Source organism: Acidovorax sp. 107 (genome assembly GCF_003058055.1).
Classification (GTDB): Bacteria; Pseudomonadota; Gammaproteobacteria; order Burkholderiales; family Burkholderiaceae_C; genus Acidovorax.
On record NZ_QBTZ01000001.1, the window covers coordinates 4764208 to 4788636 of the forward strand.

A 24429-nucleotide genomic window follows, 5' to 3' on the forward strand; every position below is an offset into this window, starting at 1 on the left:
AGCCCACAGTTCGGCGGTTCTACCAACAACATAGCGAGGAGAAGAGCATGCACATCACTGGTGTGAAATGGGGAGCGCTGGCCTTGGTGGCCACGCTGGCAGCTTGCGGCGGCAGCGATAACTATCCTTACCCCACGTTGAACGGCGACAAGCCCCTGGTCATCGGTCACCGTGGCACGGCGGGCTACCGGCCCGACCACACGCTGGAGGGCTACAAGCTGGCCATCGACATGGGCGCCGACTTCATCGAGCCCGACCTGGTCGCCACCAAGGACGGCGTGCTGGTCGCCCGCCATGAGCCCAACATCACGGGCACCACCGATGTCTCCACCCGCCCCGAATTCGCCAGCCGCAAGACCAAGAAGATGGTTGACGGCGTAGAGGAAGAAGGCTGGTTTGTCACCGACTTCACCCTGGCCGAACTCAAGACCCTGCGCGCCATCCAGCCCCTGTCCGACCGTGACCAGTCGTACAACGGCAAGTTCCAGATCCCCACCTTTGAAGAAGTGCTGGACCTGGCCAAGTCCGAAGGTGCCAAGGCGGGTCGCACCGTGGGCGTATACCCCGAGACCAAGCACCCCACCTACCATGTCAAGCAGGGCCTGCCGCTGGAAGACCGCCTGCTGGCCATCCTGGCCAAGTACGGATACACCTCCAAGAGCTCGCCCGTCATCATCCAGTCGTTCGAAGTCTCCAACCTCAAGTACCTGCGCACCAAGACCCAGGTGCGCCTGGTGCAGCTGGTGGACGCAGACGATGTGAACCCCGATGGCACCATGTCGCTGGTGGCCCCATACGACAAGCCCTATGACTTTGCCGTGGCCGGTGACTCGCGCACCTTCGCCAGCCTGCTGACCCCCGCAGGCCTCAAGGAAGTCAAGACCTATGCCGACGGCATTGGTCCCTGGAAGCCCTACCTGATCCCCTCCAAGCAAGTGGATGCCAACAAGGACGGCAAGGCCGATGACCTGAACGGCGACGGCAAGATCGACGAGCGCGACCGCGTGATGATGGCGCCCACCGATGTGGTGAAGAACGCCCACGCCGAAGGCCTGTTTGTGCACGCCTACACCTTCCGCAACGAAGCCAAGCGCCTGGCCTCGGACTTCAAGGGCGATCCCAAGGCCGAATACAAGCTGTTCTACAACCTGGGTGTGGACGGCGTGTTCAGCGACTTTGCCGACACGGCCAAGGCAGCGCGGGACAACTGAGAATTCATAACGGCAACCGACCGCTACAACGCGGCCCGCTTGCTGTGCAGCCGTTAAAAAGCCCGCTCTGGCGGGCTTTTTTCATGCGGCGGAGTGGTGCGGGGTCAGAACCCCAGCGCAAATCCCACGCTGAGCAAGGTGCGCCCCTGTTGCCGGCCTATGGTGGCGTCGAGCTGCCTGCCGGGCGCCCATTCCCACCGCGCGCCGGTCTGGAACGTGGGGGCGCTGTGCTGGGTGCCAAAGGCTTCCAGGTGCGGGGTGATGGCACCCCAGCTGCGTTCCACCGAGGCGCCCCAGGTGGCGCGCCAGGACTGGCCGCGCTCGCGCTGGCTGCCCAGGTTGGCATTGACCACGCCCCAGGTCGCGGCGCAGGTGCCGATGAGATTGAGTGCGACCACGCTGTCTGCGCTCTGCCCGGCACCTTGGCGCCTGTGCACGACGCCGACGCTGCTGCCTGCGTTGCAGCCTTGTTCTTGCGCGGGGCTCCACAGCCACTTGGCCTGCAGGCCTTGCAGGGTATGGCGCTCGTTGCGGTCACGCGCCAACACGGCGCCCAGCTCCAGACCAGCGATGGGGGTGAAGGCAGGGGCCATGTACACCGTGCCGGGCTGGCCGCGCTGGCCCTCCCACCACACTTCTATGTGGCCATGGCCCACCTCGTCCACGCCGGCATCGTCCACGGACAGGGGGCGCCCGGCGTGGGCGGGCCAGGCCAGGCACAGGGCAGTGGTGGCCGCCAGCAGGTTTAGGGCGGGTGTAGGAGCGGTGCTGCAACGAGGGGTCATGGAGGGCGATGGGCAATGGCTGGAGGAGAGGGCTCTGGCTATGTCGCGGGCGGTGCGGTGCCCGCCGCTACCGTCCACGCAGGAACAGCGCGTCCAGCTCCTTCATGCTCAGCTGCCGCCAGGTGGGGCGGCCGTGGTTGCACTGGTCGGAACGGTCGGTGGTTTCCATCTGGCGCAGCAATGCGTTCATCTCGTCGATGGTGAGCTTGCGATTGGCCCGCACGGCGCCGTGGCAGGCCATGGTGCCCAGGATTTCATTGCGGGCGCGTTGCACTACGGTGGTGGCGTCGTGTGCGGCCAGCTCGGCCAGCACGCTGCGGGCCAGCTCCACCGGGTCGCCCTGCGCCAGGGTGGTGGGCACGGCGCGCACGGCCAGCGTCTTGGGGGAGAAGGGCACCACCTCCAGGCCCAGCGTGGCCAGCACCTCGGCAGACTCTTCGGCTGTGGCGACTTCCTGTGGCGTGGCGGCGAAGGTGGCAGGGATCAGCAAGGGCTGGCTCGCGATGCGCGCGCCGCTGTCCACCTGGGCCTTCAGGCGCTCGTAGACGATGCGTTCGTGGGCGGCGTGCATGTCCACCACCACCATGCCCTGGGCGTTTTCGGCCAGGATGTACACACCGTGCAACTGGGCCACGGCCTTGCCCAGGGGCCAGGCGGCTTCCTGGCCATCGCGGCCCACGGGCCAGGCCGTGGCCGGGTTGCTGGCGAGGGGTGCGGTCGTGGACGCTGCAGAGGGTGCAGCTACCTCTGCAGGCTGCGCGCCGTCCCACCCCGTGGCAGAAGCGCCGGATGCGCCGGGCATCGCGGGCGCTGCGTTCGCATCGGCCTGGGCCGAAGGTGCCCACAGCCCGCCCACTGCAGCGCCAGACGCTGGCTCAGCCATGGGGCTCGCGGAGGGCGCACCGCGGGGCGCCCACAAGGCCGCCAGATCTTCCACACGGTGACCACGTTCTTCAAATTTGATAGCGGCCTGGGTATTCCACACCGGCGCTTGGGGCGTCTGGGGCTTGAAATGCTCCGCATCACCGGCTGGAGTGGAGTTGGGCGCCGCCGCAGCCGCTGCCAGTGCGGCGGCACGGGGCGCAGCCAGCGCGTTCTCTACCGCATGGCGCACGGCCTGGTGCACCTCGCGGCTGTCCCGGAAGCGCACCTCGATCTTGGTGGGGTGCACGTTCACGTCCACACGCGCCGGGTCGATCTCGACATACAGCGCGTAGATGGGCTGCTTGTGGCCGTGCAGCACGTCTTCGTAGGCGCTGCGGGCAGCGTGGGTGAGGACCTTGTCGCGCACAAAGCGGCCATTGACGTAGCAGTACTGGTGGTCGGGCCGCGAGCGGGCAGCGTCGGGCAGCCCTGCGCGGCCGGTGACGGTGACGGGCCCTACGCGGTGCTGCACAGCAACCGACTGGGTGACGAAGTCTTCGCCCAGCACGTCCGACAGGCGGCGTGCCAGCGCGTCATGGGCGTCCTGCACATCGCCCTGGCCGGGCACGAAGGTGGCGCGCCACTGCTCCACCAGCTTGCCTTCGTGCCAGATGGCAAAGCCCACATCGGGCCGCGCCAGCGCGTGGCGGCGCACCGATTCAATGCAGTGCGCCAGCTCGGTGGCGTCGGTCTTCAAGAACTTGCGGCGCGCGGGGGTGGAGAAGAACAATTCCTTCACCTCCACCGTGGTGCCGGTGCTGCGTGCGGCGGGGCGCAGCTCGCCGCTGCGGGCGTCCAGCAAGAAGGCGCTGGCCTGAGCGGCCGGGCGCGAGAGCAGGGCCATCTCCGACACCGACGCAATCGCAGCCAGTGCCTCGCCCCGAAAGCCCATGGTGGCCACGGTTTCCAGGTCGTTCAGGTTGGTGATCTTGCTGGTGGCGTGGCGGCGCAGGGCCACGGGCAGTTCTTCTTGCGGAATGCCGCCGCCATCGTCTTCCACCGTGATCAGCCGCACCCCGCCTGCCGAAAGGCGCACGGTGATTTGCGTGGCACCCGCGTCCAGCGCGTTGTCCACCAGTTCTCGCACCACCGAGGCCGGGCGCTCCACCACCTCGCCGGCCGCGATCTGGCTGATCAGCTCGTCGGGCAGATCGCGGATGGGGCGGCGCGCGTTGGTGGGGGGGGTAGAGGCAGGTTGCGCCGCAGCGAGGGAGGGAGTGGTGTCGTTCACCCGGGTGATTTTAGGGCGGGGCTGCGCAGGGGTATCGGGCCGGGTCAGGGTGCGATGGGGATAATGCGCCCACCTTTTTTAGCGGCGCCAGGACCCCTTCTTCATGGAACTTGTCACTTTTCTCATCGACTTCATCCTGCACGTGGACAAGTACCTGGAGGCGTTTGTGCAGGCCTACGGCATGTGGGTGTATGCGCTGCTGTTCGCCATCGTGTTTGTCGAGACCGGGCTGGTGGTGATGCCGTTCTTGCCGGGCGACTCGCTGCTGTTCATCGTCGGTGCACTCTGCGGTGCGGGCATGATGAACTTTCCGCTGGCGTGTGCGGTGCTGCTGGCGGCGGCCATCCTGGGCGACCAGTGCAACTACTCGATCGGCCGCTACTTTGGGCCCAAGGTGTTCCAGTGGGAGGATTCGCGCTGGTTCAACCGCCGGGCGTTCAACCAGGCGCATGAGTTTTATGAGCGCTATGGCGGCATCACCATCGTGATTGCGCGCTTCATGCCCTTCATCCGCACTTTCGCGCCCTTTGTGGCAGGCGTGGCCGAAATGGGGCGTGCCAAGTTCACGGCCTACAACGTGGGCGGGGCGCTGCTCTGGGTGCTGGGCATTGCCACGGCGGGGTACTTCTTTGGCAACTTTGCCTGGGTAAAGGAGAACCTGGACAAGATCATCTGGGCGATGATCTTTGTGCCCGGCCTGATTGCCATCTTTGGCGCATGGCGCGCCGGACGCCAAGCCCGCGCGGCCTGAGCGTCGATTAATTTGCTACCAAAAGAAGAGCGGCAGGCGCATGTGATTCATGCGCCTGCCGCTTTTTTGATGCCTGAAGTGGTGTAACGAGCATCAGCCAGGGCGCTCAGGGCCCTGCGGACTGATTAACGGCGGTAGGGGCGACGCTGATCGCGGTCCTCACCCACTTCATGGCCGATCAGTGCGCCAGCTGCGGCGCCGCCAATGGTGCCCACGGGGCCACCGAAGATCGCGTTGCCGGCAACGCCGCCGACCACGGCGCCCACGCCGGTGCCGACTTGTGCGTTGGTGGGGTTGGAGGCACAACCACCCAGAGCCAGGGCCGCAGTGCAGGTGGTCGCAAGAAGGATGTGACGGATGTTCATGGCGAGATTCCTTGATGGTTGTGGAGTCAGGCCGTGGACCCCAATCCGCGGTGGCGGCTGAAGCTCGACCTGTGCCTCTACTGTGGCTCGTCATGCCGCCCGCCGGTGTAGGCAGGCGAGGGCGCCGACTGTAGGACAGGCTCTAAGGGTTTCCCTGAGCCCGGTGCTGTTGCCAATCGCGTTTCACAGGCAGATCATTTCCTTGATTTACAAAATTTACACAAGGACACGCGATGACCCAGCACATCCAGCAGGCCGGCCGGGGGGGCGTCGGCGCTCAGTTGACGGTGGCGCAGCAGATCGGTTTGATCGTGGGGGTGGCGGTGCTGGCGCTGGTGGTCGTCCTGGCTTTGAGCCTGGTGCGGGTGCAGCATCTGGGGGCCACGGTGGATCACCTCGCATCTGAGCAGGTGGAGCGGTTGCAATTGGCGCTGCGCTGGCGCAGCAACATTGCCGTCAATTCCACGCGGGTGTTCTCCATCGCCCAGACCGAGGGCGACGACCTGCAGAACTATTTCAAGGAGGCAGTGGCAGCCACCACCGCCGACACCAGCAAGGTGCAAAAACGCTATACCGAACTGGAAAACAGCCCTGAGGGCCTGCGCATCCAGGAGGAGCTGGCCACCATTCGCAAGTCGTACCTGGAGGCCCGCGACAAGTCGCTGGAGCTGAAAAAGGCGGGCGACATGGCCCAGGCCCGCGCTTATGCGCTGGGCACGTTTGCGCCCGTGCTGGACAAGTACAACGCCATTGCCGACAAGATGGTGGATTACCAGGTGCGCCGCTCGGCCGAGCAGGCGGCCGAGGCGGCAGAGCTCATCCGGTCCTACCGCATGACCGTGCTGGTGGCCGGTGTGGCGGGGCTCGCGCTGCTGGTGGTGCTGTCCTGGGTGGTGGTGCAGCGCATCCGCCGCTCGCTGGGGGCGGTGAGCGCAGTGGCGCAGCGGATTGGCGAGGGCGACCTGTCGCATCCTATCGAGGTGCAGGGGCGTGGCGAGGTGGCCGAGATGATGCGGGCCATGCAGGGCATGCAGACCTCGCTGGTGCGCATCGTGGGCGACGTGCGGCACAGCAGCGACAGCATTGCCACGGGCTCCAGCGAGATCGCCATGGGCAATGCCGACCTGAGCCAGCGTACGGAAGAGCAGGCCAGCAACCTGGAGGAAACGGCCGCCTCGATGGAGCAGATCACCAGCACCGTGAAGAACAACGCCGACACCGCGCGCAAGGCGGCCACGCTGGCCGGCTCGGCATCGCAGGCGGCGGTCAAGGGTGGCGAGGTGGTGGGCCAGGTGGTGACCACCATGCAGGACATTTCGGCTGCATCCCGAAAGATCACCGACATCATCAGCGTGATCGACGGCATTGCGTTCCAGACCAACATCCTGGCGCTGAACGCGGCCGTGGAGGCCGCACGTGCCGGTGAGCAGGGTCGGGGCTTTGCCGTGGTGGCCAGCGAAGTGCGCAACCTGGCCCAGCGTAGCGCCGAGGCCGCCAAGGAGATCAAGGCCCTGATCGGCGCCAGTGTGGAGAAGGTGGAAAACGGTACCCAGCTGGTGAGCAATGCCGGGCAGAGCATGCAAGACATCGTCGCCCAGGTGCAGCGGGTGAGCGACCTGATTGGCGAAATCTCCAGCGCCACGGGCGAGCAGACCGTTGGCATCAGCCAGGTGGGCGAAGCAGTGATGCAGCTCGACCAGGTCACCCAGCAGAATGCCGCGCTGGTGGAGCAGAGCGCGGCGGCGGCCGACAGCCTCAAGCACCAGGCAGCGCGGCTGTCAGAGATCGTGAGCGTGTTCCGGCTGGGGTGAACAGGCCCTAATCGCCCTTGCAGTCTGCGGCCGCTCAAGCGGTCTGAGCAGGCCTGAGGCACATCGTGACCAGCAGTGAGGCAGGCTCCACGGCCTTCAGGGAATGCAGCGCGCGCGGCGCCAGGTGCACAAAGTCGCCGGGGTGCAACTGCTGCACGCCCTGCTCGCTGACGAACTCCACCACGCCCTCGACGCACTGCACGGTGGCCTCGCCAGGTGTCTGGTGTTCTTTCATGGATTTGCCAACGGGCAGGACAACCCGCATGACCTCAAGCTGGCCCGCTTTGAGGATGGCGGTGGTGACGGTGTCGGCCAGCCGCGCCCCCAGGGGGCGCACGCTGACGATCTGGCCAGATAGGGCGTGGGGCAGTGCCATGGCGGTTCTCCTTCCTTGCCGGGGCGCGGTGCGCGCCCGGCCGATGAAGGCTACTGTGCCTGCAGTTGGCTGCGCGCGCAAGGTGGGCGAACCACCCCGTGGAGGACGACCGGCCCGGCCTATACCGACCGGCTGCGCGCCAGCGGCGGGTTCTTGGCGAAGTAGCGGGTGATGCCGCGCATCAGCGCGTCGGCCAGCTGTTCCTGGTAGGCGCTGCTGCGCAGGCGGCGTTCTTCGTCAGGGTTGCTGATGAAGGCGGTTTCGACCAGCACGCTCGGGATGTCGGGAGCCTTCAGCACCGCAAAGCCCGCTTGCTCCACGCGCGGCTTGTGCAGCTTGCCCACGTTGCCGATCTCGCCCAGCAGCACGGTGCCGAGCTTGAGGCTGTCGTTGATCTGCGCGGTGGTGCTCATGTCCAGCAGCGCGCGCTGCACATGCTGGTCCTTGGACTGCACGTTGATGCCGCCCACCAGGTCGGCCTGGTTTTCCTTGTTGGCCAGCCAGCGCGCCGCAGTGCTGGAGGCGCCGCCCTGGCTCAGCGCAAACACGCTGGCGCCACGCGCCTCAGGGGTGGTGAAGGCGTCGGCATGGATGCTCACGAACAGATCGGCCTGCACGCGCCGGGCTTTTTGCACGCGGGTGCCCAGGGGCACAAAGTAGTCGCCGTCGCGCGTGAGGTAGGCGCGCATGGGGTTGCCGCCAATGGTGGTGGCGTTGATGCGGTCGCGCAGCAGGTGGGCCACGCGCAGCACCACGTCTTTTTCGCGGGTGCCGGAGGGGCCGATGGCGCCGGGGTCTTCGCCGCCGTGGCCGGGGTCCAGCGCCACGATGATGATGCGGTCGGTCTCGGTGGCTGTGGCGCGGTTGCCGGGGCGTGTGGGGGCGGCCGCGGCGGGGGCTGGTGAGGGGGCCGCAGCCACCAAAGGCGGTGCAGCCGGGGGTGACGCGGGCACGGTGCCGTTGGCGCGCTGGGCAATCAGGTCGCCCAGCGGGTCGTGCTCCGCAGGCGGCGTGGGCGCGCGGGTGGTGGCTGCCGGGGAGGGCGTGGAAGCGGGGGCATCGCGCAGGCGCTCTGCAATCAGTGCCTCCAGCGGATCCACCGGCGCGGCCGGGTAGAGGTCGAACACCAGCCGGTGCCGGTACGCTGCCACGGGGGGCAGCGTGAACACCTGCGGTATGGCCGCCTGTTTGAGGTCTACCACCAGCCGCACTACCCCCGGCGCGTTCTGCCCGACGCGAATACCCGCAATGTTGGGATCGTCGGGCTTCACCTTGGCCACCAGTTCGCGCAGTTCGGGGCTGAGGTCAATGCCCTCGATGTCCACCGCCAGCCGCGGTGGGGTGGTCACGAAAAACTGCTTGGCCACCAGCGCGCCATCGGATTCGATGGTCACCCGCGAATACTCGGGGGCGGGCCAGACGCGCACGGCCACGATGGTGGCGCCGCGTGCAATCTGCTGTGCGCCCAGCAACAGCACCAGGCTGCTGGCGCGCAGCACGGCGCGGCGCGAGGGCAGGGGGGCTTGGCGGGCAGGCAAGGTGGGTTGGTTCACGGCGTCTCAGAGAGCTTGCAGCAGGCTGCGTCCGGTGGCTGTGTGGGCATGCAGCGTGACCTTCCTTTCGGTGTCATCCGTTGCTTCAATGTGAATAGCAAGGTCTGCAAGCGGAGTAAGCGCTGCAGCCTTTTCCGGCCATTCTGCCACCTTGAGACCGGGGTTGGCAAAAATGTCCCTGAAACCGGCGTCTTCCCACTCGCGCGGATCGTCAAAACGGTAGAAGTCGAAGTGCCAGATCGAAAGGCCTGGTGCGTCGTGGGGCTCCACCACCGCATAGGTGGGGCTCTTGATACGGCCCTGCACGCCCAGCGCGCGCAGCAGGTGGCGCACCAGGGTGGTTTTGCCCGCTCCCAGGTCGCCGTGCAGGGTCACGAAGGCGTTGGCCAGCAGGGGCTGCGCGGCAAGGCGTTGCGCAAAGGCGCTGGTGTCTTCCTCGCCATGCCAGATGAATTGGCGCGTAGGTTCGGCGGTGTGGGCGGCAGGGGCATCGCTGCCGCTTTCTACAATCTGGCCGGTATGTGGTGCAACAGTCAACTCGTTCCTCAAATTCGGGAGTGGGCCCGCGAGCTGGGATTTTCCCAAATCGGCGTGGCGGGTGTGGACCTGTCTGCGGCAGAGTCAGGTCTTGCGGCCTGGCTGGCGCAGGGCTTCCATGGTGACATGCATTACATGGCATCCCACGGCATGAAGCGCGCACGCCCGGCCGAACTGGTGCCCGGCACCGTGAGCGTGATCACGGCGCGCATGGATTATTTGCCGCGCGACACGGTCATGGACACGCACGGGGGCTGGCAGGCGGTCGAATTCTCCCGCCTGCAGCGCCCGCAGGAGGGCATCGTCTCGGTTTACGCCCGGGGCCGCGACTATCACAAGGTGCTGCGTGCGCGGCTGCAAAAGCTCAGCGACCGCATTGCTGAGGCCATCGGCCCGTTTGGACACCGCGTGTTCACCGACTCCGCCCCGGTGCTGGAGGCCGAACTGGCTGCGCGCAGCGGCCAAGGCTGGCGCGGCAAACACACGCTGGTGCTCAACCGCGAGGCCGGGTCCATGTTCTTCTTGGGCGAAATCTATGTGGACATGGCGCTGCCCCAGAGTGAGCCCGTCACCGCGCACTGCGGCAGCTGCAGCGCGTGCATCGACATCTGTCCCACGCAGGCCATCATCGCGCCGCACCGCATCGACGCGCGGCGCTGCATCTCGTACCTCACCATCGAACACGCCGGGCCCATCCCTGTAGAGCTGCGCCCGCTGCAGGGCAACCGCATCTATGGCTGCGACGACTGCCAGCTGATTTGCCCCTGGAACAAGTTTGCGCAGGTCAGCCGCCTGCCCGATTTTGATGAGCGCAAGGGCCTGGCGGGCCAGCAGCTGGTGCACCTGTTTGCTTGGGACGAAGCCACCTTCTTGCGCATGACCGAGGGCGGCCCCATTCGCCGCATTGGCCATGAGCGGTGGCTGCGCAACGTGGCAGTGGCGCTGGGCAATGCGCTGCGCGCCACCGGCGACGAGGCCTTGCGCACTGCGCTGCAGTCGCGCGCAGAGGACGCCAGTGCGCTGGTGCGGGAGCATGTGGCCTGGGCGCTGGATGCGGGTTGAGGGTGTTTTTGAAAGAAATTACCTGGTAGCGCTAGTGCAACATGCCTGGGCAGCTATCAAAATGGTAGTGAATGCCGTGGCGCCGGGGCCTCACTGCACCAGCAGCCCCGTCTGCCGCAACGTGCCCACCAGCCCCTGGGCAAACTCGGCGTAACCGGCGGCGTTGGCGTGGATTGGGTCGGACCGTAGCCGCTCTTGCGCGAGCACGCTCGACCAGCCCTTGGCGTGCAACGGGATCTTCAGCTCTTCGGCAATCTCTTCGTACATCGGGTGGTCGCTCAGGCGGCCGGCAGCGGCCAACAGCGACAGCTCGGGCACGGCCACCAGCAACACCTGGGCGCCGCTGCCCTTGGCCTCGGTGCAGATGCGCAGGATGTTGGCGCGCGCGGTGGCCGCACTCTGGCGCCGCAAAAAGTCATTGCCGCCGATGCCCACGATGACCAGTGCCGGCTGGTGCTGCTGCAGCAGGCCCGGCAGGCGCGCAAGCGCCTGGGCCGAGGTGTCGCCCGACACGCCCCCGTTGACCACCTTCCAGCCCGTCAGGCGCGCCAGCTCGGCCGGGTAGGCCGTGTCGGCCGAGGCCCCCACGCCCGATGTGAGCGAGTCGCCCAGCGCCAGCACCGTGGCGGCTGCCGGTACCGCCTGGGCACGCGGCGGTTTGCGGCCGCAAGCGGCCAGTCCGAAGGCAGCGACCAGGCTGGCACCGAGCAGCCGCCTGCGGTTCAGACCCTGGTTCATCGCAGCACCCCCAGCGCAAACGGCAGGCTCACCATGCCCAGCAAGGTGGACAGCGTGACCAGCCCCGCTACGTAGGGCCCGTTGTAGCCCATGCGCGCGGCCAGCACATAGCAGGTCGATGCCGTGGGCAGCGCCGCAAAGGCCAGCAGCACGGTGGTCTGCACAGCATCGAGTCCGAACATGCGGGCCATGCCAAACGCCACCAGCGGCTGCACCAGATGGCGGATGGCCAGCACGGACACGCTCAGTACCTTGCCCCGCGTGAGCAGGCCAAACTGCAGACCGGCACCGGCCGCCATCAGGCCCAGCGCCAGCGATGCGGCGCTGATGCGGCTGACCGTGGGCACCGCCCATTCGGGGATCTGAAAGCCCAGCAGGTTGGCCGCCAGCCCCGAGGCGGTGGCGATGATCAGCGGGTTGCGCAACAGCTCGCGCGCAAAGCTGTGCTGTCCGTGCCGGGCCATGGGCCACACGGCGGCCACGTTGAACAGGGGCACGCACACCCCGATCAGCACGGCAATCATCAACAGGCCCTGGGTGCCCGCCAGCCGCTCGGCAATCGCCAGGCCAATGAAGGAGTTGAAGCGGAACGCCACCTGCGCGCTGGCCGCGTGGTCACGCACGTCGATGTGCTTGCCCAGCCAGGGCCAGTGCGGCAGGCTGTAGGCCAGCGCGATGCCGATCACGCCCGACAGCATGCCCGCCCCGATCAGCCCTGACGCCGCGCCAATGTCCATCGGGCTCTTGACGATGGACTGAAACAGCAGCACCGGGAACAGCAGGTAGTACACCAGGCTCTCGACCGGCTGCCAGACCGAGCGGTTCAGTGCGGTGTACCGGCAGATCAGGTAGCCCAGGAAGATGAGGGAAAAGTCGGGGAGCAGAAGGAAGGCGTAGTTCACACGCCGAGAATACTTGATGCATGGCAAGCCGCCCGGGGGGCTCCCTGCCGGTTGAATGGCGCTGGGCGGGCTGCCCACCCGCTCGGTTTTTAGGGTTAGCCCTTATGTGGAATCCGCAGGGCGGTTTGCCGGGTGTTGGGCATACCATCGGCGCTGTTTGTTGTTACCCCGCACGAAGGAGATTTCCATGCATCGTCGTCAATGGCTTGCGCTGACCGTACTGGCAGCCGCCGCTGGATCCGCCGCCGCACAAGGCTACCCCAACAAGGTGATCCGGCTGGTGGTGCCCTTTGCACCCGGTGGCACCACCGACATCATTGCGCGCGTGATCGCCGAGCCGCTGGGCCGCGTGCTCGGCCAGAGCGTGATCGTGGACAACAAGGCCGGTGGCGGCGGCATTGTGGGTGCGGCCGAACTCGCCCGCGCCACGGCCGACGGCTACACGCTGGGCGTGGCGACGGTGTCCACCACCGCAGCCAACCCTGCCATCAACCCCAAGACGCCGTACAACCCGCTGACGGACTTCTCGCCCATCATCAACATCGCGGCCACGCCCAACATCATTGCGGTGAACCCCAGCTTCCCGGCCAAGGACTACAAGTCGTTCGTGGCCGAACTGAAGAAGTCGCCCGGCAAGTACTCGTACTCGTCGTCCGGCACGGGCGGCATTGGCCACCTGCAGATGGAGCTGTACAAGAACCTCTCGGGCACCTTCGTGACCCACATCCCCTACCGCGGTGCGGGCCCGGCCCTGAACGACACCGTGGCCGGCCAGGTGCCCATGATTTTTGACAACCTGCCCTCGGCGCTGCCCTTCATCAAGGAAAACCGCCTGGTGCCCATCGTCGTCGCAGCGCCCCAGCGCGTAGCGGCCCTGCCCAATGTGCCCACCTTCAAGGAACTGGGCCTGGAGCCGGTGAACCGCATGGCCTACTACGGCATCGTGGGCCCCAAGGGCCTGCCCAAGGATGTGGTGGACAAGATCAACGCCGGTGTGCGCAAGGCCCTGGAAGACCCGGCAGTGAAGAAGCGCATCGAAGACACGGGATCACTCGTGATCGGCAACACGCCCGAGCAGTTTGCCGAGCAGATCAAGGCCGAGTTCGCGGTCTACAAGGACGTGGTCGTCAAGCAGAAGCTGACGCTGGAATAAAAGCCACCGCTTCCATCCCCAGCCGCCTGCGGGCGGCTTTTTTGTGCCCGTGGAGTCGAATGCACGCGATGCATGCTATGGTTTTTGGATGCTTGCTCCCAGTCTGAACGCCATCGACACCTTTGTGGACGCCCTGTGGCTGGAGGACGGCCTGTCGCGCAACACGCTGGCCGCCTACCGGCGCGACCTGACGCTGTACGCACAGTGGCTGGCCGACCAGCAGCCCGCGCTGGCGCTGGACGACACGGCCGAACACCACCTGCAGGCCTACTTTGCCGCACGCCACGCGCAGACGCGCGCCACTTCGGCCAACCGGCGCCTCACGGTGTTGCGCCGCTACTTTCACTGGGCGCTGCGTGAGCGGCGCATCACCGCCGACCCCACGGTGCGGCTGCAGGCCGCACGCCAGCCGCTGCGTGTGCCAAAGACGCTGTCGCAGGCGCAGGTGGAGGCGCTGCTGAACGCGCCCGACCTGGGCAACCCCCTGGGCCTGCGCGACCGCACCATGCTGGAGCTGATGTACGCCAGCGGCCTGCGCGTGACCGAGCTGGTCACGCTCAAGACCTTCCAGGTCGGCCTGAACGAGGGCGTGCTGCGCGTGATGGGCAAGGGCAGCAAGGAGCGCCTGGTGCCGTTCGGCGAAGAGGCGCGGGCGTGGCTGCAGCGCTATCTGAACGAGGCCCGCGGCGCCATCCTGGGCGGGCAGCAGACGGACGACCTGTTCGTCACCCAGCGCGGCGGCGGTATGACGCGGGTGATGTTCTGGGTCATCGTCAAGAAGTGGGCGCAGGTAGCGGGCATCACGGTGCCGCTGTCGCCCCACACGCTGCGCCATGCGTTTGCCACGCACCTGCTCAACCATGGCGCCGACCTGCGCGTGGTGCAGCTGCTGCTGGGCCATGCGGATATCTCCACCACCACCATCTACACCCATGTGGCGCGCGAGCGGCTCAAGTCGCTGCATGCGCAGCACCACCCGAGGGGCTAACGCGGCAGATGGTCTCCTTTCGTTTTTCCCTCTCTCCGTTGACAAGAAAGTCCTGCATGAAGCAACTGATCATTGGCGCCTGCCTGGCGGGTGCCACCGCGCTGGCCTTAGCGCAGACCTGGCCCACGGCCAAACCCATTCGCATCGTCGTGGCCTACCCGGCCGGGGGCGTGAGCGACAACATCGCCCGCGCGCTGGCCGACAAGCTGGCCATGCAACTGGGCACACCGGTGGTCATTGAAAACAAGGCAGGCGCCAGTGGCAGCCTGGGCGTGGACGCGGTGGCCAAGGCGGCGCCGGACGGCTACACCCTGGGTTTTGCGGCGGTGAGCCCTCTGGCGCTCAACCCGCACCTGGGAAAGTCCCCCTTCGATCCGCAGAAGGACATTGCCCCGGTGGTCAGCGTGATGTATTCGCCCGTGCTGTTGCTGGGCACGCCTGCGAGCCGCGCGACCGACTTCAAGGACCTGATCGCGCGTGCACGGGCCCAGCCCGGTACGGTGCGCTGGGCCACCTCGGGCCAGGCGTCGCTGGGGCACATCATGCTTGAGCAGATCCAGTCGGTGGCGCAGGTGCAGATCACGCACATCCCGTACAAGGGCGGTGGCCAGCAGATGAACGACGCGCTGGGCGGGCAGTTCGAGGTGTTGTCGACCAACGCCGGCCCTGCGGTGCTGCAGCACATCCAGGCGGGCAAGCTCAAGCCGCTGGCGGTGGGGGCTCCGGCGCGGCTCGATTCGCTGCCCCAGGTGCCCACGCTGGCCGAGCTGGGGCAGCCAGCGGCCAATCTCTCATCCCTGTTTGGTCTCTATGCCCCGGCGCAGACGCCCAAGACGGTCATCACCCGCATCAACGCCGAGGTGAACAAGGCCCTGGCCCTGCCGGACATCCGCGCCAAGCTTGATGCCACCGACAACGTGCCCACGGGCGGCACCACAGCCGAGTTCGCGCGCCAGATCGCGCTGGAGTCCGAGAGCAACGCGCGCATCATCCGCGCGGCGGGAATCCAGGGCAACTGACCGTGTGCAGGGGCTGAGCCCCAGAAACGCCACAGGCCCTTTCAAAGCAGGGCCTGTGGGCTTTTGAAGGGGAAGAACGGGGCTATTCGTCGCTCAGGCTCTCTGCCCAGGTCAGCGCCTGCAGGTGGGCCCAGTTCACCTGGCGGTTGGACAGGTGCAAGGCATCGGCGTTTTTGGCAAAAGCCACTTCATCGCCGCTTTCGCAGGCCTTGGTCAGCTCCAGGAAAGGCGCGAACACGCCGGTGCCGCGCAGCAGAGCGTCCATCACCGGCTCGGGCAGGGCTACGGACTCCAGCGCTTTTTCGATCGGCACGCCCAGCATGGTGTCCAGCAATGAGAACACGCCCACCACAAAGGCGTTGTCGCATTCTTCGGGCGGCAGCAACTCGGCAGCTAGCAACTCCATGAGGCGGCCACGCACCACGGCGGTCTGGCCTACGGCTGGCGGAGCACCGCCTGCGCGCGAGGTGGTCATCAGCAGCGCGGCCCAGCGGAAGAGCTTTTTCAGGCCCAGGATCATCACCGCATGGCGGAACGAGGTGATCTCGCACGACAGGCCAAAACCCGACGAATTGATGAAACGCAGCAGGTTGAAAGACAGGGTGGGGTCTTTTTTGAGCAGGTCTTCGATCTCGGCCGTGCTGGCCTGTTTGCGCACCAGGTTGATGAGCTGAATGATGGTCGCTTGCGAGGGTCGGATGGTGGTGGCCTTGACCAGCGAGGGCTTGGCAAACCAGTAGCCCTGGAACAGCTTGACGCCCAGGTCGCGCATCAGCTCGTACTGCTCGGCGGTTTCGACCTTTTCGGCCACCAGCGTGGCCTTGCTGTGGGTGTTGGCAAATTTGACCAGCGGTGCGGCCAGCTCGGGCTTGAAGGCCTGCATGTCCAGCTTGATGAAGGCTGCCATGGGCAGCCAGCTGGTGTAGGCCCGTTTGAGCGCCTGCTGGTCGAACGCGAGGCGAAAGCCGCGCGTGCGCAGCGCCTCCAGCGTAGGCAGGCGGCCTTCGATTTCTTCGGGGGTGGCGTTGTCGGGCAGCGGGGGCACCTCCAGCACCACCTTTTCGGGGTAGATCAGCTCCAGGTGGCCGCCAGAGAGGCTGTCGTGCGTGCAGTTGATGAACACCGTCTTCTTGCCGACCAGGGCTTCGGTGCCCGCATAGGACAGCGCGTTGAACAGCAGGGCTGCATCGCTGGCGGCGGTGTGCGAGTCGGAGGCGGTGGACCGGTCAAACAGTTCGTAGCCATAAACCGCGCGGTTTTCGTCCACGATGGCCTGGCGCGCAATGATGGCCAGGTTCTCGTCCACGGGATCGGCGGCAGGCGCTGCGGCGTCCGGGGTGTCTTGTTCGGGTGTGCTCGACATGGGGTCCACTGAAATGAAGGGCTGTGCGACCATTCTAGACCGCAAGGGGCCCTCTGGACGACCGCTGCACGAATGAACGCGCCATATGCCTGTGCGGTCTTGAGCAGCCTGCGTTTTGGGCCCTTCAGCCCTCCCGATCCGCCGCGTGCACTTTCCGCTCGGTGCGTGCAGGAAGTCCCCGGGGCACTCGCAGAAAATTCAAAGTCGGCCCGCCATCCACGGCGATGGCGGCCGCGCTTGTCAGTCGCTGATGTGGTCGGCCCAGGCCAGAGCTTGCAGGTGGGCAAAGTTGATCTGCTGGCTGGTCAGGTGCAGCAGGCCGGCGGTGCGGTCAAACACGGCGTCGTCGCTGGACTCGCAGGCCTCGGCCAGCGTGAGAAGGTCGCCCAGGAAACCTTCGCGCCGCAGGAGCGCGGCAGCCACGGGTTCGGGCACGTTGAGCAGGCCGATGGCGGACTCCATGGGCATGGAGAGCATCACATCCAGCAGCGAGAAGATGCCCACGACAAAGGCCTGGTCGGCCTCCTCGGGGGGCAGCGTCTCCAGCGCCAGCAGCTCCATGAGGCGCCCGCGCACCACGGCCGTGTGGCCCACCGATGACGGCGTGCCGTTGTTGCGCGATGCGGTCAGCAGGAGCGCCGCCCAGCGGAACAGCTTCTTGAGGCCCATGAGCATCACGGCCTGGCGGAACGAGGTGATCTCCCGCTGGAGGCCAAATCCGGCCGAGTTGATGAGGCGCATGAGGTTGAAGGCCAGGCCCGCATCCTTCTTGAGCACTTCCTCGATGTCTTCGGTGCTGGCCTGTTTGCGCACCTGGTTGATCAGCTCGATGATGCTGGCCTGCGACGGCGTGAGCAGTTTGGTCTCGACCAGCGCAGGACGGGCAAACCAGTAGCCCTGGAACATCTGCACGCCCTGGCTGGACACCATGTCGTATTGCTGGGCGGTCTCGACCTTCTCGGCAATCAGCTCGGCTTTGCAGTGGCGGCCCGCGTAGCTGATCAGCACCGCCAGCTGGTCCGGCGCCAGCACCGACAGGTCGAGCTTGATGTAGTCGGCCAGTGGCAGCCAGGGCGCGTAGGCCGACTGCAGCACCGTGTGGTTGAAGGCCAGGTGAAAGCCCCGGTCGCGCAGCTCGCTCAGGATGGGCAGGCGCGTGGCGACCTCTTCGGCGGCGACATGGCCCAGCGGTGGAATCTCCAGCACCACCTTGTCCGGGTCCACCAGCTCCAGATGGCCGCCCGACAGGCTTTCGTGGGTGCAGTTGACGAAGATGAGTTTTTTGCCGACCAGCTCCTCCGTCCCGGCATGCGACAGGGCGGTGAAGACCAGGATGACGTCGGTGGCGGCGGTGTGGGCGGCGCCGCTGCGCGAGCGGTTGAACAGCTCGTAGCCAACGACCACCTGCTGCGCGTTCACGATGGCTTGTCGCGCAATCATGGCGACCGACGACTGGTTGCCGGAGGGGGGCGCGGAGGGCGCGCCTGGGGTGGAGGCTTGGGTCATGGGCGTGTTCTTGAAATAGTGTGCGCGGGCCCGCCGGGGGCATTGCCAAGAATTGTAGGAGCCATCGTATTCCCCTCAGATCGTGAGCAGCCTCTTGGCCATGGCGTGGGAGTCAGGCCTGCTGCAACCAGCGCAGCTCGGCATCGCTGAAACCGGCGCTGCGTCGCGCGGACTCATTGAACGGCGGCTTCAGGCGCGGGGCTTCGTACCGCTGCACCAGGGTGCCGTAAAGGGTTTCAGGGTCCTGGCCCGTGCGGTCGCACAGCCAGCGGTACCAGTGGTTGCCGATGGCGACATGGCCCACCTCGTCGTGCAGGATCACGTCCAGGATGGCGACGGCAGTCAGGGCATCGGGTGTGCCCACCTGGCGCAGCTTGGCCTGGATCTGCGGCGTGGCGTCCAGCCCCCGGGCCTCCAGTGTGCGTGGCACCAGGGCCATGCGCGCCAGCACATCGTGCTGTGTCTTCTCGCACATGGTCCACAGCCCCTGGTGGGCCGGAAAGTCCCCGTAGTCGTGCCCCTGGCTGCGCAGGTGGTCGCGCAGCAGCCGGAAGTGCTTGGCCTCTTCGGCCGCCACGCGCATCCAGTCCAGGTAGTACGCGCGGGGCATGCCATCAAAGCGCCACACGGCGTCGAGTGCCAGATTGATGGCGTTGAACTCGATGTGGGCGATGGCGTGGATGAGGATGGCTCGGCCCTCGGGCGTGGCGGGCGAGCGGCGCGCCACCTGGGTGTGTCGCAGCAGTTCGGGGCGCTCGGGGCGGCCGGGAAGCGCGCCTGGCTCACTAGGGCCCTGCGGGGCGGTGTCTGCTATTGAAAGCGTAGCTGCATGGGCATACAAGTCCAGCGCTGCAGCCGCTTTTTGTTCGGGGTCTGACAGGCTCAAGACCTGCAGTGCACGGTGGCGAAGCTCCATCCTTACAATTCTAGGCCTTGCCATCGGCACCAAGGCTTGCGCTTTGTAACGATTGGCGACCTCTTTGAACAGGTCCTTGAGGTGCGCCATGGCGTGCCGTTTTTTTGTATCGAAGGAGTGGGTGCATGGCAATTTACGAACTCGACGGTGTGTCGCCCCAGCTGGCGGCATCGGCCTGGGTGGCCGACAGCGCGCAGGTGATGGGCAATGTGGTGCTGGGCGAAGACGCCAGCGTGTGGTTTGGCACCGTGGTGCGCGGCGACACCGAGAGCATCACGATTGGCGCTGGCTCCAACATCCAGGATGCGAGCGTGCTACACGCCGACATCGGCAAGCCCCTGGTAGTGGGCGAGCGGGTGACGGTGGGCCACCAGGTCATGCTGCACGGCTGCACCATCGGCGACGAGTCGCTGATCGGCATTGGTGCTGTGGTGCTCAACGGCGCCAAGATCGGCAAACACTGCCTGGTGGGCGCTGGGGCGCTGGTCACCGAAGGCAAGGAGTTTCCCGACGGCTCCATGATCATCGGCAGCCCCGCCAAGGCCGTGCGCGAACTCACGCCGGAGCAGATCGAAGGCCTGCGCCAGAGCGCGCAGCACTACATCGACAATGCGCGCCGCTTTCAAAGTGGCCTGCACAAGATCGGCTGAACGCTGCCCACTGGCGCTCGCTGCTGTTTTTTTCTCCTGGAACCCTTGCGTGTCTGAACTTCACAAGTTTCTTTTCGATGGTCTGCCGGTGCGCGGCATGATCGTGCGCCTGACGGATGCCTGGACCGAGATCCTGCGCCGCCGTGCCAGTAACACCAGCACGGGCGCCTATCCCGCGCCGGTGAGCGAGCTGCTGGGCGAGATGGCCGCCGCTGGCGTGCTGATGCAGTCCAACATCAAGTTCAACGGCGCGCTGGTGCTGCAGGTGTTTGGTGATGGCCCCGTCAAACTGGCCGTGGTCGAGGTGCAGTCAGACCTGAGCCTGCGCGCCACTGCCACGGTGAATGGCGAGTTGCCCGAGGGCGCGCGCCTGTCCCAGATGGTCAATGTGGGCGGCGGTGGCCGCTGCGCCATTACGCTGGACCCCAAGGACCGCCACCCCGGCCAGCAGCCCTACCAAGGTGTGGTGCCGCTGCACGGCGACCACCACGAAAAACTGGAGCGCCTGTCGGACGTGCTGCAGCACTACATGCTGCAGTCCGAGCAGCTCGACACCATCCTGGTGCTGGGTGCCAACGAGCAGGTGGCGGCGGGCCTGCTGATCCAGCGCATGCCCATCAAGGGCGAGGGCAATCTGGCTGCCGGTCTCACGCACCGGGAGAACGAAGACCAGATCGGCCACAACGAGGACTACAACCGCATTGCGCACCTGGCCTCCAGCTTGACCCGTGAGGAACTGCTGACCCTAGACGTGGATACCATCCTGCGCCGCCTCTTCTGGGAAGAAAAGCTGCTGCGCTTTGAACCTCAACAGGGGACCAGCGGCCCGCGTTTTGCCTGCACCTGCAGCCGAGAGCGTGTGAGCAACATGCTGCGCAACCTGGGGCCGGAAGAGGCCGAGAGCATCCTGGCCGAGCGCGAAGACATTGAGGTGGGTTGCGAGTTCTGCGGCCAGCAATACCGCTTTGACGCAGTGGATGCGGCGCAGATTTTTGTCTCGCCAGCGGCTGCGCAGCCCCCGGGGCCCACGGGCATCCAGTAACCCCCGGGGGGCTCACCCCGCGCTGCGGGGGCTCCTGCGCTGTTGCGCGGAAGGTGCTCAGGCGCGGTCTGGCGCGATACCGGATGGCGGCGGAGTGTCGCGCTGCTCAACAAGCGCAGTGAACAACCGGTGCTCGCAGGTGGGGTCGCTGCATTTCTCGCAGTTCCAGGCCCGCAGCCGAGCGGCCTTGGAAGCATTTTCGATGCCTCTTGCGGCCATTGTGCTGGTGGGGTATGCCTGGGGCGCTATTTTTTGTATAGCAATGAGGGCATTGCGGATGCGTTGCTCGCCAGCGCCGTACACCACGCGGTAGGGGATGGATGCAGCCGCCAGGGCGGTGCGCAGATGCGCGTCGGTAGCTTCTTGCGCGGTCCGCTCCCCGGCCGGGCATGGTGAATCAAGTCCCATCAGCAAAGTCAACGCCACCGCGTCTGGCTCTGAGGACCTTGCGGGCAGCGGGCTGGTCAGGTGAGGGTGGTGGAGGCTGATGCGCACCGAGCCTGGGGCGATCTGCTGCCGCAGCGCCTGGGCCAATGCTTCCACACCCGTGTGGGGGGCGCCCAGCAAGGCAATCAAGGGGGATGGGGGGGCAGGCTGCAGCACGGAGAGGAAAAGGGGCACGCCGCTGCCACGTCGGTATTGTTGGGGGAGATGCTGTGGGGCTCAACGCGGTGGTCGGGCCCACACGGCGGCTCAACGGGGGGTGAACTGCACGTACACCTCGTTGGGCTTGACCATGCCCAGCTCGCTGCGCGCCTTTTCTTCCACCATGTCCAGGCCCTCCTTGAGGTCGTGCACCTCCGAGGTCAGCCGCGCATTCACCTGGCGGGCCTGCTCGTTGGCCGCCTTCTGCACATCAATCTGCCGCTGCATCGCATTGACGCGCGGCACGCTGCCCCGCCCCAGCCAAAGCTGGGCGTGCAGCGCTGCCAGCAAAGCCAGCAGGATGACGGGGACGATGCGGGAGACCAAGGCGGGGCTCGCTCAGGCGAGGGGTGCCAGGGCTCAGCGCAGGTTGTAGAACGCAGCGCGGCCGGGGTACTGCGCGATCTCGCCCAGGTCTTCCTCGATGCGCAGCAGCTGGTTGTACTTTGCGATACGGTCAGAACGGCTCAGGGAGCCCGTCTTGATCTGGCCTGCGTTGGTGCCCACGGCGATGTCGGCAATGGTGCTGTCTTCGGTTTCGCCCGAGCGGTGCGAGATCACGGCGGTGTAGCCGGCGCGCTTGGCCATCTCGATGGCGGCAAACGTTTCAGTCAGCGTGCCGATCTGGTTGATCTTGATGAGGATCGAGTTGGCGATGCGCTTGTCGATGCCTTCCTTCAGGATCTTGGTGTTGGTCACGAACAGGTCGTCGCCCACCAGCTGGACCTTGTCGCCCAGGCGTTCGGTGAGGTGCTTCCAGCCGTCCCAGTCGCCTTCGTGCATGCCGTCTTCGATGCTGATGATGGGGTACTTGTCCACCCAGGCCGCCAGCATGTCGGTCCACTGCTGGGCGGTGAGCTTCAGGCCGCCTTCGCCTTCCAGCACGTAGTGGCCGTCCTTGTAGAACTCGCTCGCGGCGCAGTCCAGGCCCAGTGCAATCTGTTCGCCGGCCGTGTAGCCAGCGGCTTCGATGGCTTGCAGGATCAGGCGGATGGCCGCTTCGTGGTTTTCGACGCTGGGGGCAAAGCCGCCTTCGTCGCCCACGGCGGTGCTGATGCCCTTGTCGTGCAGGATCTTCTTCAGTGCGTGGAACACTTCGGCGCCCCAGCGCACGGCTTCGCGGAACGTGGGCGCGCCCACGGGAATGATCATGAACTCTTGCAGGTCCAGGCTGTTGTTGGCGTGTGCGCCGCCGTTGATCACGTTCATCATGGGCACGGGCAGTTGCACGCTGCCCATGCCGCCCAGGTAGCGGTACAGGGGCAGGCCAGACTCTTCGGCGGCGGCGCGGGCCACGGCCATCGACACGGCCAGCATGGCATTGGCGCCCAGGCGGCTCTTGTTCTCGGTGCCATCGAGATCAATCAGGGTCTTGTCCAGGAAGGCCTGCTCGGAGGCATCCAGGCCCAGCACGGCTTCGCTGATCTCGGTGTTGATGTATTCCACGGCCTTTAGAACGCCCTTGCCCAGGTAGCGGCTCTTGTCGCCGTCGCGCATTTCAATGGCTTCGCGACTGCCGGTGGAGGCGCCCGACGGCACAGCGGCCCGGCCCATCACGCCCGATTCGAGCAACACGTCGCATTCGACGGTGGGGTTGCCGCGGCTGTCCAGAATCTCGCGACCGACGATGTCAACGATGGCACTCATGGTTTTCCTTTTGCAGAAGTTTTAAATCAAATCAGTCTCTAGCGCACAATGTATAAGCGCTAGTAGCTATCAATTAATGAGCAAAGCTGGTGTGTGCGCTCAGACGCCTTCGACGCACACCATGCGCATGATGGCTGCGCCTTCGCGGGCCGCCTTGGCTTTTTGATACTCGGGCGTGTCGTAGAAGGCGCGCGCGGCCTCGAAGCTCGGGAACTTGAGCAGCACGGTGCGGCCGGGGTTCCAGTCGCCTTCCAGCACTTCCACCTTGCCGCCGCGAATGCACACCTCGGCGCCATGCGCCTGCATGGCCAGCGTGCTCCACTTTTTGTACTCTTCGTACTGCTCAGGGTTGGTGACGGTGACGGATGCGATGACGTAACCACTGCTCATGTCTCAAGCTCCAAAGTTGTTTTCGAGGAATCCGTTTTTCTTGGTGACGTCGTCCAGTGCCACCAAGGTCTCCAGCAGCGCCTTCATGTGCTTGAGCGGCACGGCGTTGGGGCCGTCCGACCAGGCCTCGGCGGGGCGGGGGTGGGTTTCCATGAACAGGCCCGCCACGCCCACGGCCACACCGGCACGCGCCAGCACGGGCACCATCTCGCGCGCGCCGCCGCTCACGGCTCCCAGGCCGCCAGGCTTTTGCACCGAGTGGGTCACATCGAACACCACAGGTGCGCCGGAGTTGCGCATCTCGGCCAGGCTGGTCATGTCGGCCACCAGGTTGTTGTAACCAAAGCTCACGCCGCGTTCGCAGGCCAGAAACCGGTCTTCCGACAGGCCGACTTCGGCCGCTGCAGACCGGGCCTTGTCAATGACGTTCTTCATGTCCCAGGGCGCGAGGAACTGGCCCTTCTTGATGTTCACCGGCTTGCCGCTTTGCGCCACGGCACGGATGAAATCCGTCTGGCGGCACAGGAAGGCGGGCGTTTGCAGCACGTCCACCACGCTGGCCACCTCGGCCACATGCGAGGTGTCGTGCACATCGGTCAGGATGGGGAGTTGCAGCTGGCGGCGCACTTCGTCCAATATCTTCAGGCCGGCTTCCAGCCCCACACCGCGCTTGCTGGTGCCGGAGGAACGGTTGGCCTTGTCGAAGGAGCCCTTGTAGATCAGCGGAATACCCAGCGGTGCACAGGCTTCCTTGAGCTGGCCCGCGACGTCAAGCGACATCTCCAGGCCTTCAATGGAACAGGTGCCCGCGATCAGGAAAAAGCGATGTTGAAGGCCGACATTGAATCCGCACAGCTGCATGGT

General features: G+C 66.1%; 25 protein-coding genes. 9 read left to right on the top strand and 16 right to left on the bottom strand.

The genetic code is table 11. The annotated features are described in order from the left end of the window. Positions 1 to 47 precede the first annotated feature (47 nt). Complete coding sequence (locus C8C99_RS22215; protein WP_108626902.1) at positions 48 to 1211, top strand: glycerophosphodiester phosphodiesterase; 1164 nt, start codon at positions 48 to 50, stop codon at positions 1209 to 1211. A 104-nt stretch (positions 1212 to 1315) separates the two neighbouring features. Here the strand turns inward: C8C99_RS22215 and C8C99_RS22220 are convergent, their stop codons facing one another. After that, positions 1316 to 1996: a hypothetical protein gene (locus C8C99_RS22220; protein WP_108626903.1), complete on the bottom strand. Its 681-nt coding sequence runs from the start codon at positions 1994 to 1996 to the stop codon at positions 1316 to 1318. Between the two features lie 67 nt (positions 1997 to 2063). Further along, positions 2064 to 4151: a DNA mismatch repair endonuclease MutL gene (gene mutL, locus C8C99_RS22225; RefSeq protein ID WP_056640054.1), complete on the bottom strand. Its 2088-nt coding sequence runs from the start codon at positions 4149 to 4151 to the stop codon at positions 2064 to 2066. Between the two features lie 103 nt (positions 4152 to 4254). Between mutL and C8C99_RS22230 the strand changes: the two genes are divergently transcribed. After that, positions 4255 to 4902 (top strand): DedA family protein, encoded by a 648-nt coding sequence (locus C8C99_RS22230; protein WP_056640051.1) that lies wholly within the window; start codon positions 4255 to 4257, stop codon positions 4900 to 4902. 125 nt (positions 4903 to 5027) lie between these two features. On the opposite strand, the gene C8C99_RS22235 is transcribed toward C8C99_RS22230, so the two are convergent. After that, positions 5028 to 5267, bottom strand: coding sequence for a glycine zipper 2TM domain-containing protein (locus tag C8C99_RS22235; RefSeq protein ID WP_056061634.1), 240 nt, complete (start codon positions 5265 to 5267; stop codon positions 5028 to 5030). A 233-nt stretch (positions 5268 to 5500) separates the two neighbouring features. Between C8C99_RS22235 and C8C99_RS22240 the strand changes: the two genes are divergently transcribed. Further along, positions 5501 to 7078, top strand: a complete 1578-nt coding sequence (locus tag C8C99_RS22240; protein WP_056640048.1) for a methyl-accepting chemotaxis protein — start codon at positions 5501 to 5503, stop codon at positions 7076 to 7078. A 34-nt stretch (positions 7079 to 7112) separates the two neighbouring features. Here the strand turns inward: C8C99_RS22240 and C8C99_RS22245 are convergent, their stop codons facing one another. From C8C99_RS22245 to tsaE, 3 genes are all read right to left on the bottom strand, one after another. After that, a complete protein-coding gene (locus tag C8C99_RS22245) occupies positions 7113 to 7454 on the bottom strand; it encodes a cupin domain-containing protein (RefSeq protein WP_056640046.1) in 342 nt (113 codons plus the stop codon). Positions 7455 to 7573: 119 nt separating this feature from the next. Beyond that, positions 7574 to 9007, bottom strand: a complete 1434-nt coding sequence (locus tag C8C99_RS22250; RefSeq protein WP_056640043.1) for an N-acetylmuramoyl-L-alanine amidase — start codon at positions 9005 to 9007, stop codon at positions 7574 to 7576. A 6-nt stretch (positions 9008 to 9013) separates the two neighbouring features. Next, a complete protein-coding gene (gene tsaE / locus C8C99_RS22255; RefSeq protein ID WP_056640131.1) occupies positions 9014 to 9544 on the bottom strand; it encodes a tRNA (adenosine(37)-N6)-threonylcarbamoyltransferase complex ATPase subunit type 1 TsaE in 531 nt (176 codons plus the stop codon). Here tsaE and queG point away from each other — a divergent pair. Next, positions 9527 to 10606: a tRNA epoxyqueuosine(34) reductase QueG gene (gene queG / locus C8C99_RS22260; protein WP_369818038.1), complete on the top strand. Its 1080-nt coding sequence runs from the start codon at positions 9527 to 9529 to the stop codon at positions 10604 to 10606. The two genes, tsaE and queG, sit on opposite strands and share 18 nt — an antisense overlap. Before the next feature lie 90 nt (positions 10607 to 10696). Here queG and C8C99_RS22265 read toward each other — a convergent pair whose 3' ends face one another. Continuing rightward, positions 10697 to 11344 carry a GDSL-type esterase/lipase family protein gene (locus tag C8C99_RS22265; protein ID WP_108626904.1) on the bottom strand — a complete coding sequence of 216 codons (648 nt, stop codon included), beginning with the start codon at positions 11342 to 11344 and terminating at the stop codon, positions 10697 to 10699. Then, entirely contained in the window at positions 11341 to 12246 is a 906-nt protein-coding gene (locus tag C8C99_RS22270; protein WP_056640036.1) for an AEC family transporter, read from the bottom strand. Before C8C99_RS22270 ends, C8C99_RS22265 begins: the two co-directional genes overlap by 4 nt. Before the next feature lie 187 nt (positions 12247 to 12433). Between C8C99_RS22270 and C8C99_RS22275 the strand changes: the two genes are divergently transcribed. The 3 genes from C8C99_RS22275 (at position 12434) to C8C99_RS22285 (ending at position 15406) form a co-directional block, all read left to right on the top strand. Then, a complete protein-coding gene (locus C8C99_RS22275; RefSeq protein ID WP_056640033.1) occupies positions 12434 to 13399 on the top strand; it encodes a tripartite tricarboxylate transporter substrate binding protein BugE in 966 nt (321 codons plus the stop codon). 88 nt (positions 13400 to 13487) lie between these two features. Further along, positions 13488 to 14387: a site-specific tyrosine recombinase XerD gene (xerD, locus tag C8C99_RS22280; RefSeq protein ID WP_108626905.1), complete on the top strand. Its 900-nt coding sequence runs from the start codon at positions 13488 to 13490 to the stop codon at positions 14385 to 14387. A gap of 56 nt (positions 14388 to 14443) precedes the next feature. Further along, positions 14444 to 15406 carry a tripartite tricarboxylate transporter substrate binding protein gene (locus tag C8C99_RS22285; protein WP_108626906.1) on the top strand — a complete coding sequence of 321 codons (963 nt, stop codon included), beginning with the start codon at positions 14444 to 14446 and terminating at the stop codon, positions 15404 to 15406. 82 nt (positions 15407 to 15488) lie between these two features. Here C8C99_RS22285 and C8C99_RS22290 read toward each other — a convergent pair whose 3' ends face one another. From C8C99_RS22290 to C8C99_RS22300, 3 genes are all read right to left on the bottom strand, one after another. Beyond that, entirely contained in the window at positions 15489 to 16769 is a 1281-nt protein-coding gene (locus C8C99_RS22290; protein WP_056640126.1) for an EAL and HDOD domain-containing protein, read from the bottom strand. 240 nt (positions 16770 to 17009) lie between these two features. Then, complete coding sequence (locus tag C8C99_RS22295) at positions 17010 to 18275, bottom strand: EAL and HDOD domain-containing protein (RefSeq protein WP_056640124.1); 1266 nt, start codon at positions 18273 to 18275, stop codon at positions 17010 to 17012. 112 nt (positions 18276 to 18387) lie between these two features. Next, the gene (locus C8C99_RS22300) at positions 18388 to 19191 is read right to left on the bottom strand and encodes a ferritin-like domain-containing protein (RefSeq protein WP_108626907.1); all 804 of its coding nucleotides are present in this window, start codon (positions 19189 to 19191) and stop codon (positions 18388 to 18390) included. A gap of 125 nt (positions 19192 to 19316) precedes the next feature. Here C8C99_RS22300 and C8C99_RS22305 point away from each other — a divergent pair, with 125 nt between their 5' ends. Together C8C99_RS22305 and C8C99_RS22310 are read left to right on the top strand one after the other, a co-directional pair. Continuing rightward, the gene (locus tag C8C99_RS22305) at positions 19317 to 19841 is read left to right on the top strand and encodes a gamma carbonic anhydrase family protein (RefSeq protein WP_056640021.1); all 525 of its coding nucleotides are present in this window, start codon (positions 19317 to 19319) and stop codon (positions 19839 to 19841) included. A 49-nt stretch (positions 19842 to 19890) separates the two neighbouring features. Continuing rightward, positions 19891 to 20883, top strand: coding sequence for an Hsp33 family molecular chaperone HslO (locus C8C99_RS22310; protein WP_108626908.1), 993 nt, complete (start codon positions 19891 to 19893; stop codon positions 20881 to 20883). Positions 20884 to 20940: 57 nt separating this feature from the next. Here the strand turns inward: C8C99_RS22310 and C8C99_RS22315 are convergent, their stop codons facing one another. The 5 genes from C8C99_RS22315 to kdsA form a co-directional block, all read right to left on the bottom strand. Continuing rightward, positions 20941 to 21486, bottom strand: coding sequence for a hypothetical protein (locus C8C99_RS22315; RefSeq protein WP_158274187.1), 546 nt, complete (start codon positions 21484 to 21486; stop codon positions 20941 to 20943). A 90-nt stretch (positions 21487 to 21576) separates the two neighbouring features. After that, complete coding sequence (locus C8C99_RS22320; protein ID WP_015013327.1) at positions 21577 to 21855, bottom strand: septum formation initiator family protein; 279 nt, start codon at positions 21853 to 21855, stop codon at positions 21577 to 21579. Positions 21856 to 21888: 33 nt separating this feature from the next. Beyond that, the gene (gene eno / locus C8C99_RS22325) at positions 21889 to 23175 is read right to left on the bottom strand and encodes a phosphopyruvate hydratase (RefSeq protein ID WP_108626910.1); all 1287 of its coding nucleotides are present in this window, start codon (positions 23173 to 23175) and stop codon (positions 21889 to 21891) included. A gap of 99 nt (positions 23176 to 23274) precedes the next feature. Next, positions 23275 to 23565, bottom strand: a complete 291-nt coding sequence (locus C8C99_RS22330) for a DUF1330 domain-containing protein (RefSeq protein WP_056640013.1) — start codon at positions 23563 to 23565, stop codon at positions 23275 to 23277. 3 nt (positions 23566 to 23568) lie between these two features. Beyond that, positions 23569 to 24426, bottom strand: a complete 858-nt coding sequence (gene kdsA / locus C8C99_RS22335; RefSeq protein WP_056640010.1) for a 3-deoxy-8-phosphooctulonate synthase — start codon at positions 24424 to 24426, stop codon at positions 23569 to 23571. Positions 24427 to 24429: the final 3 nt, after the last annotated feature.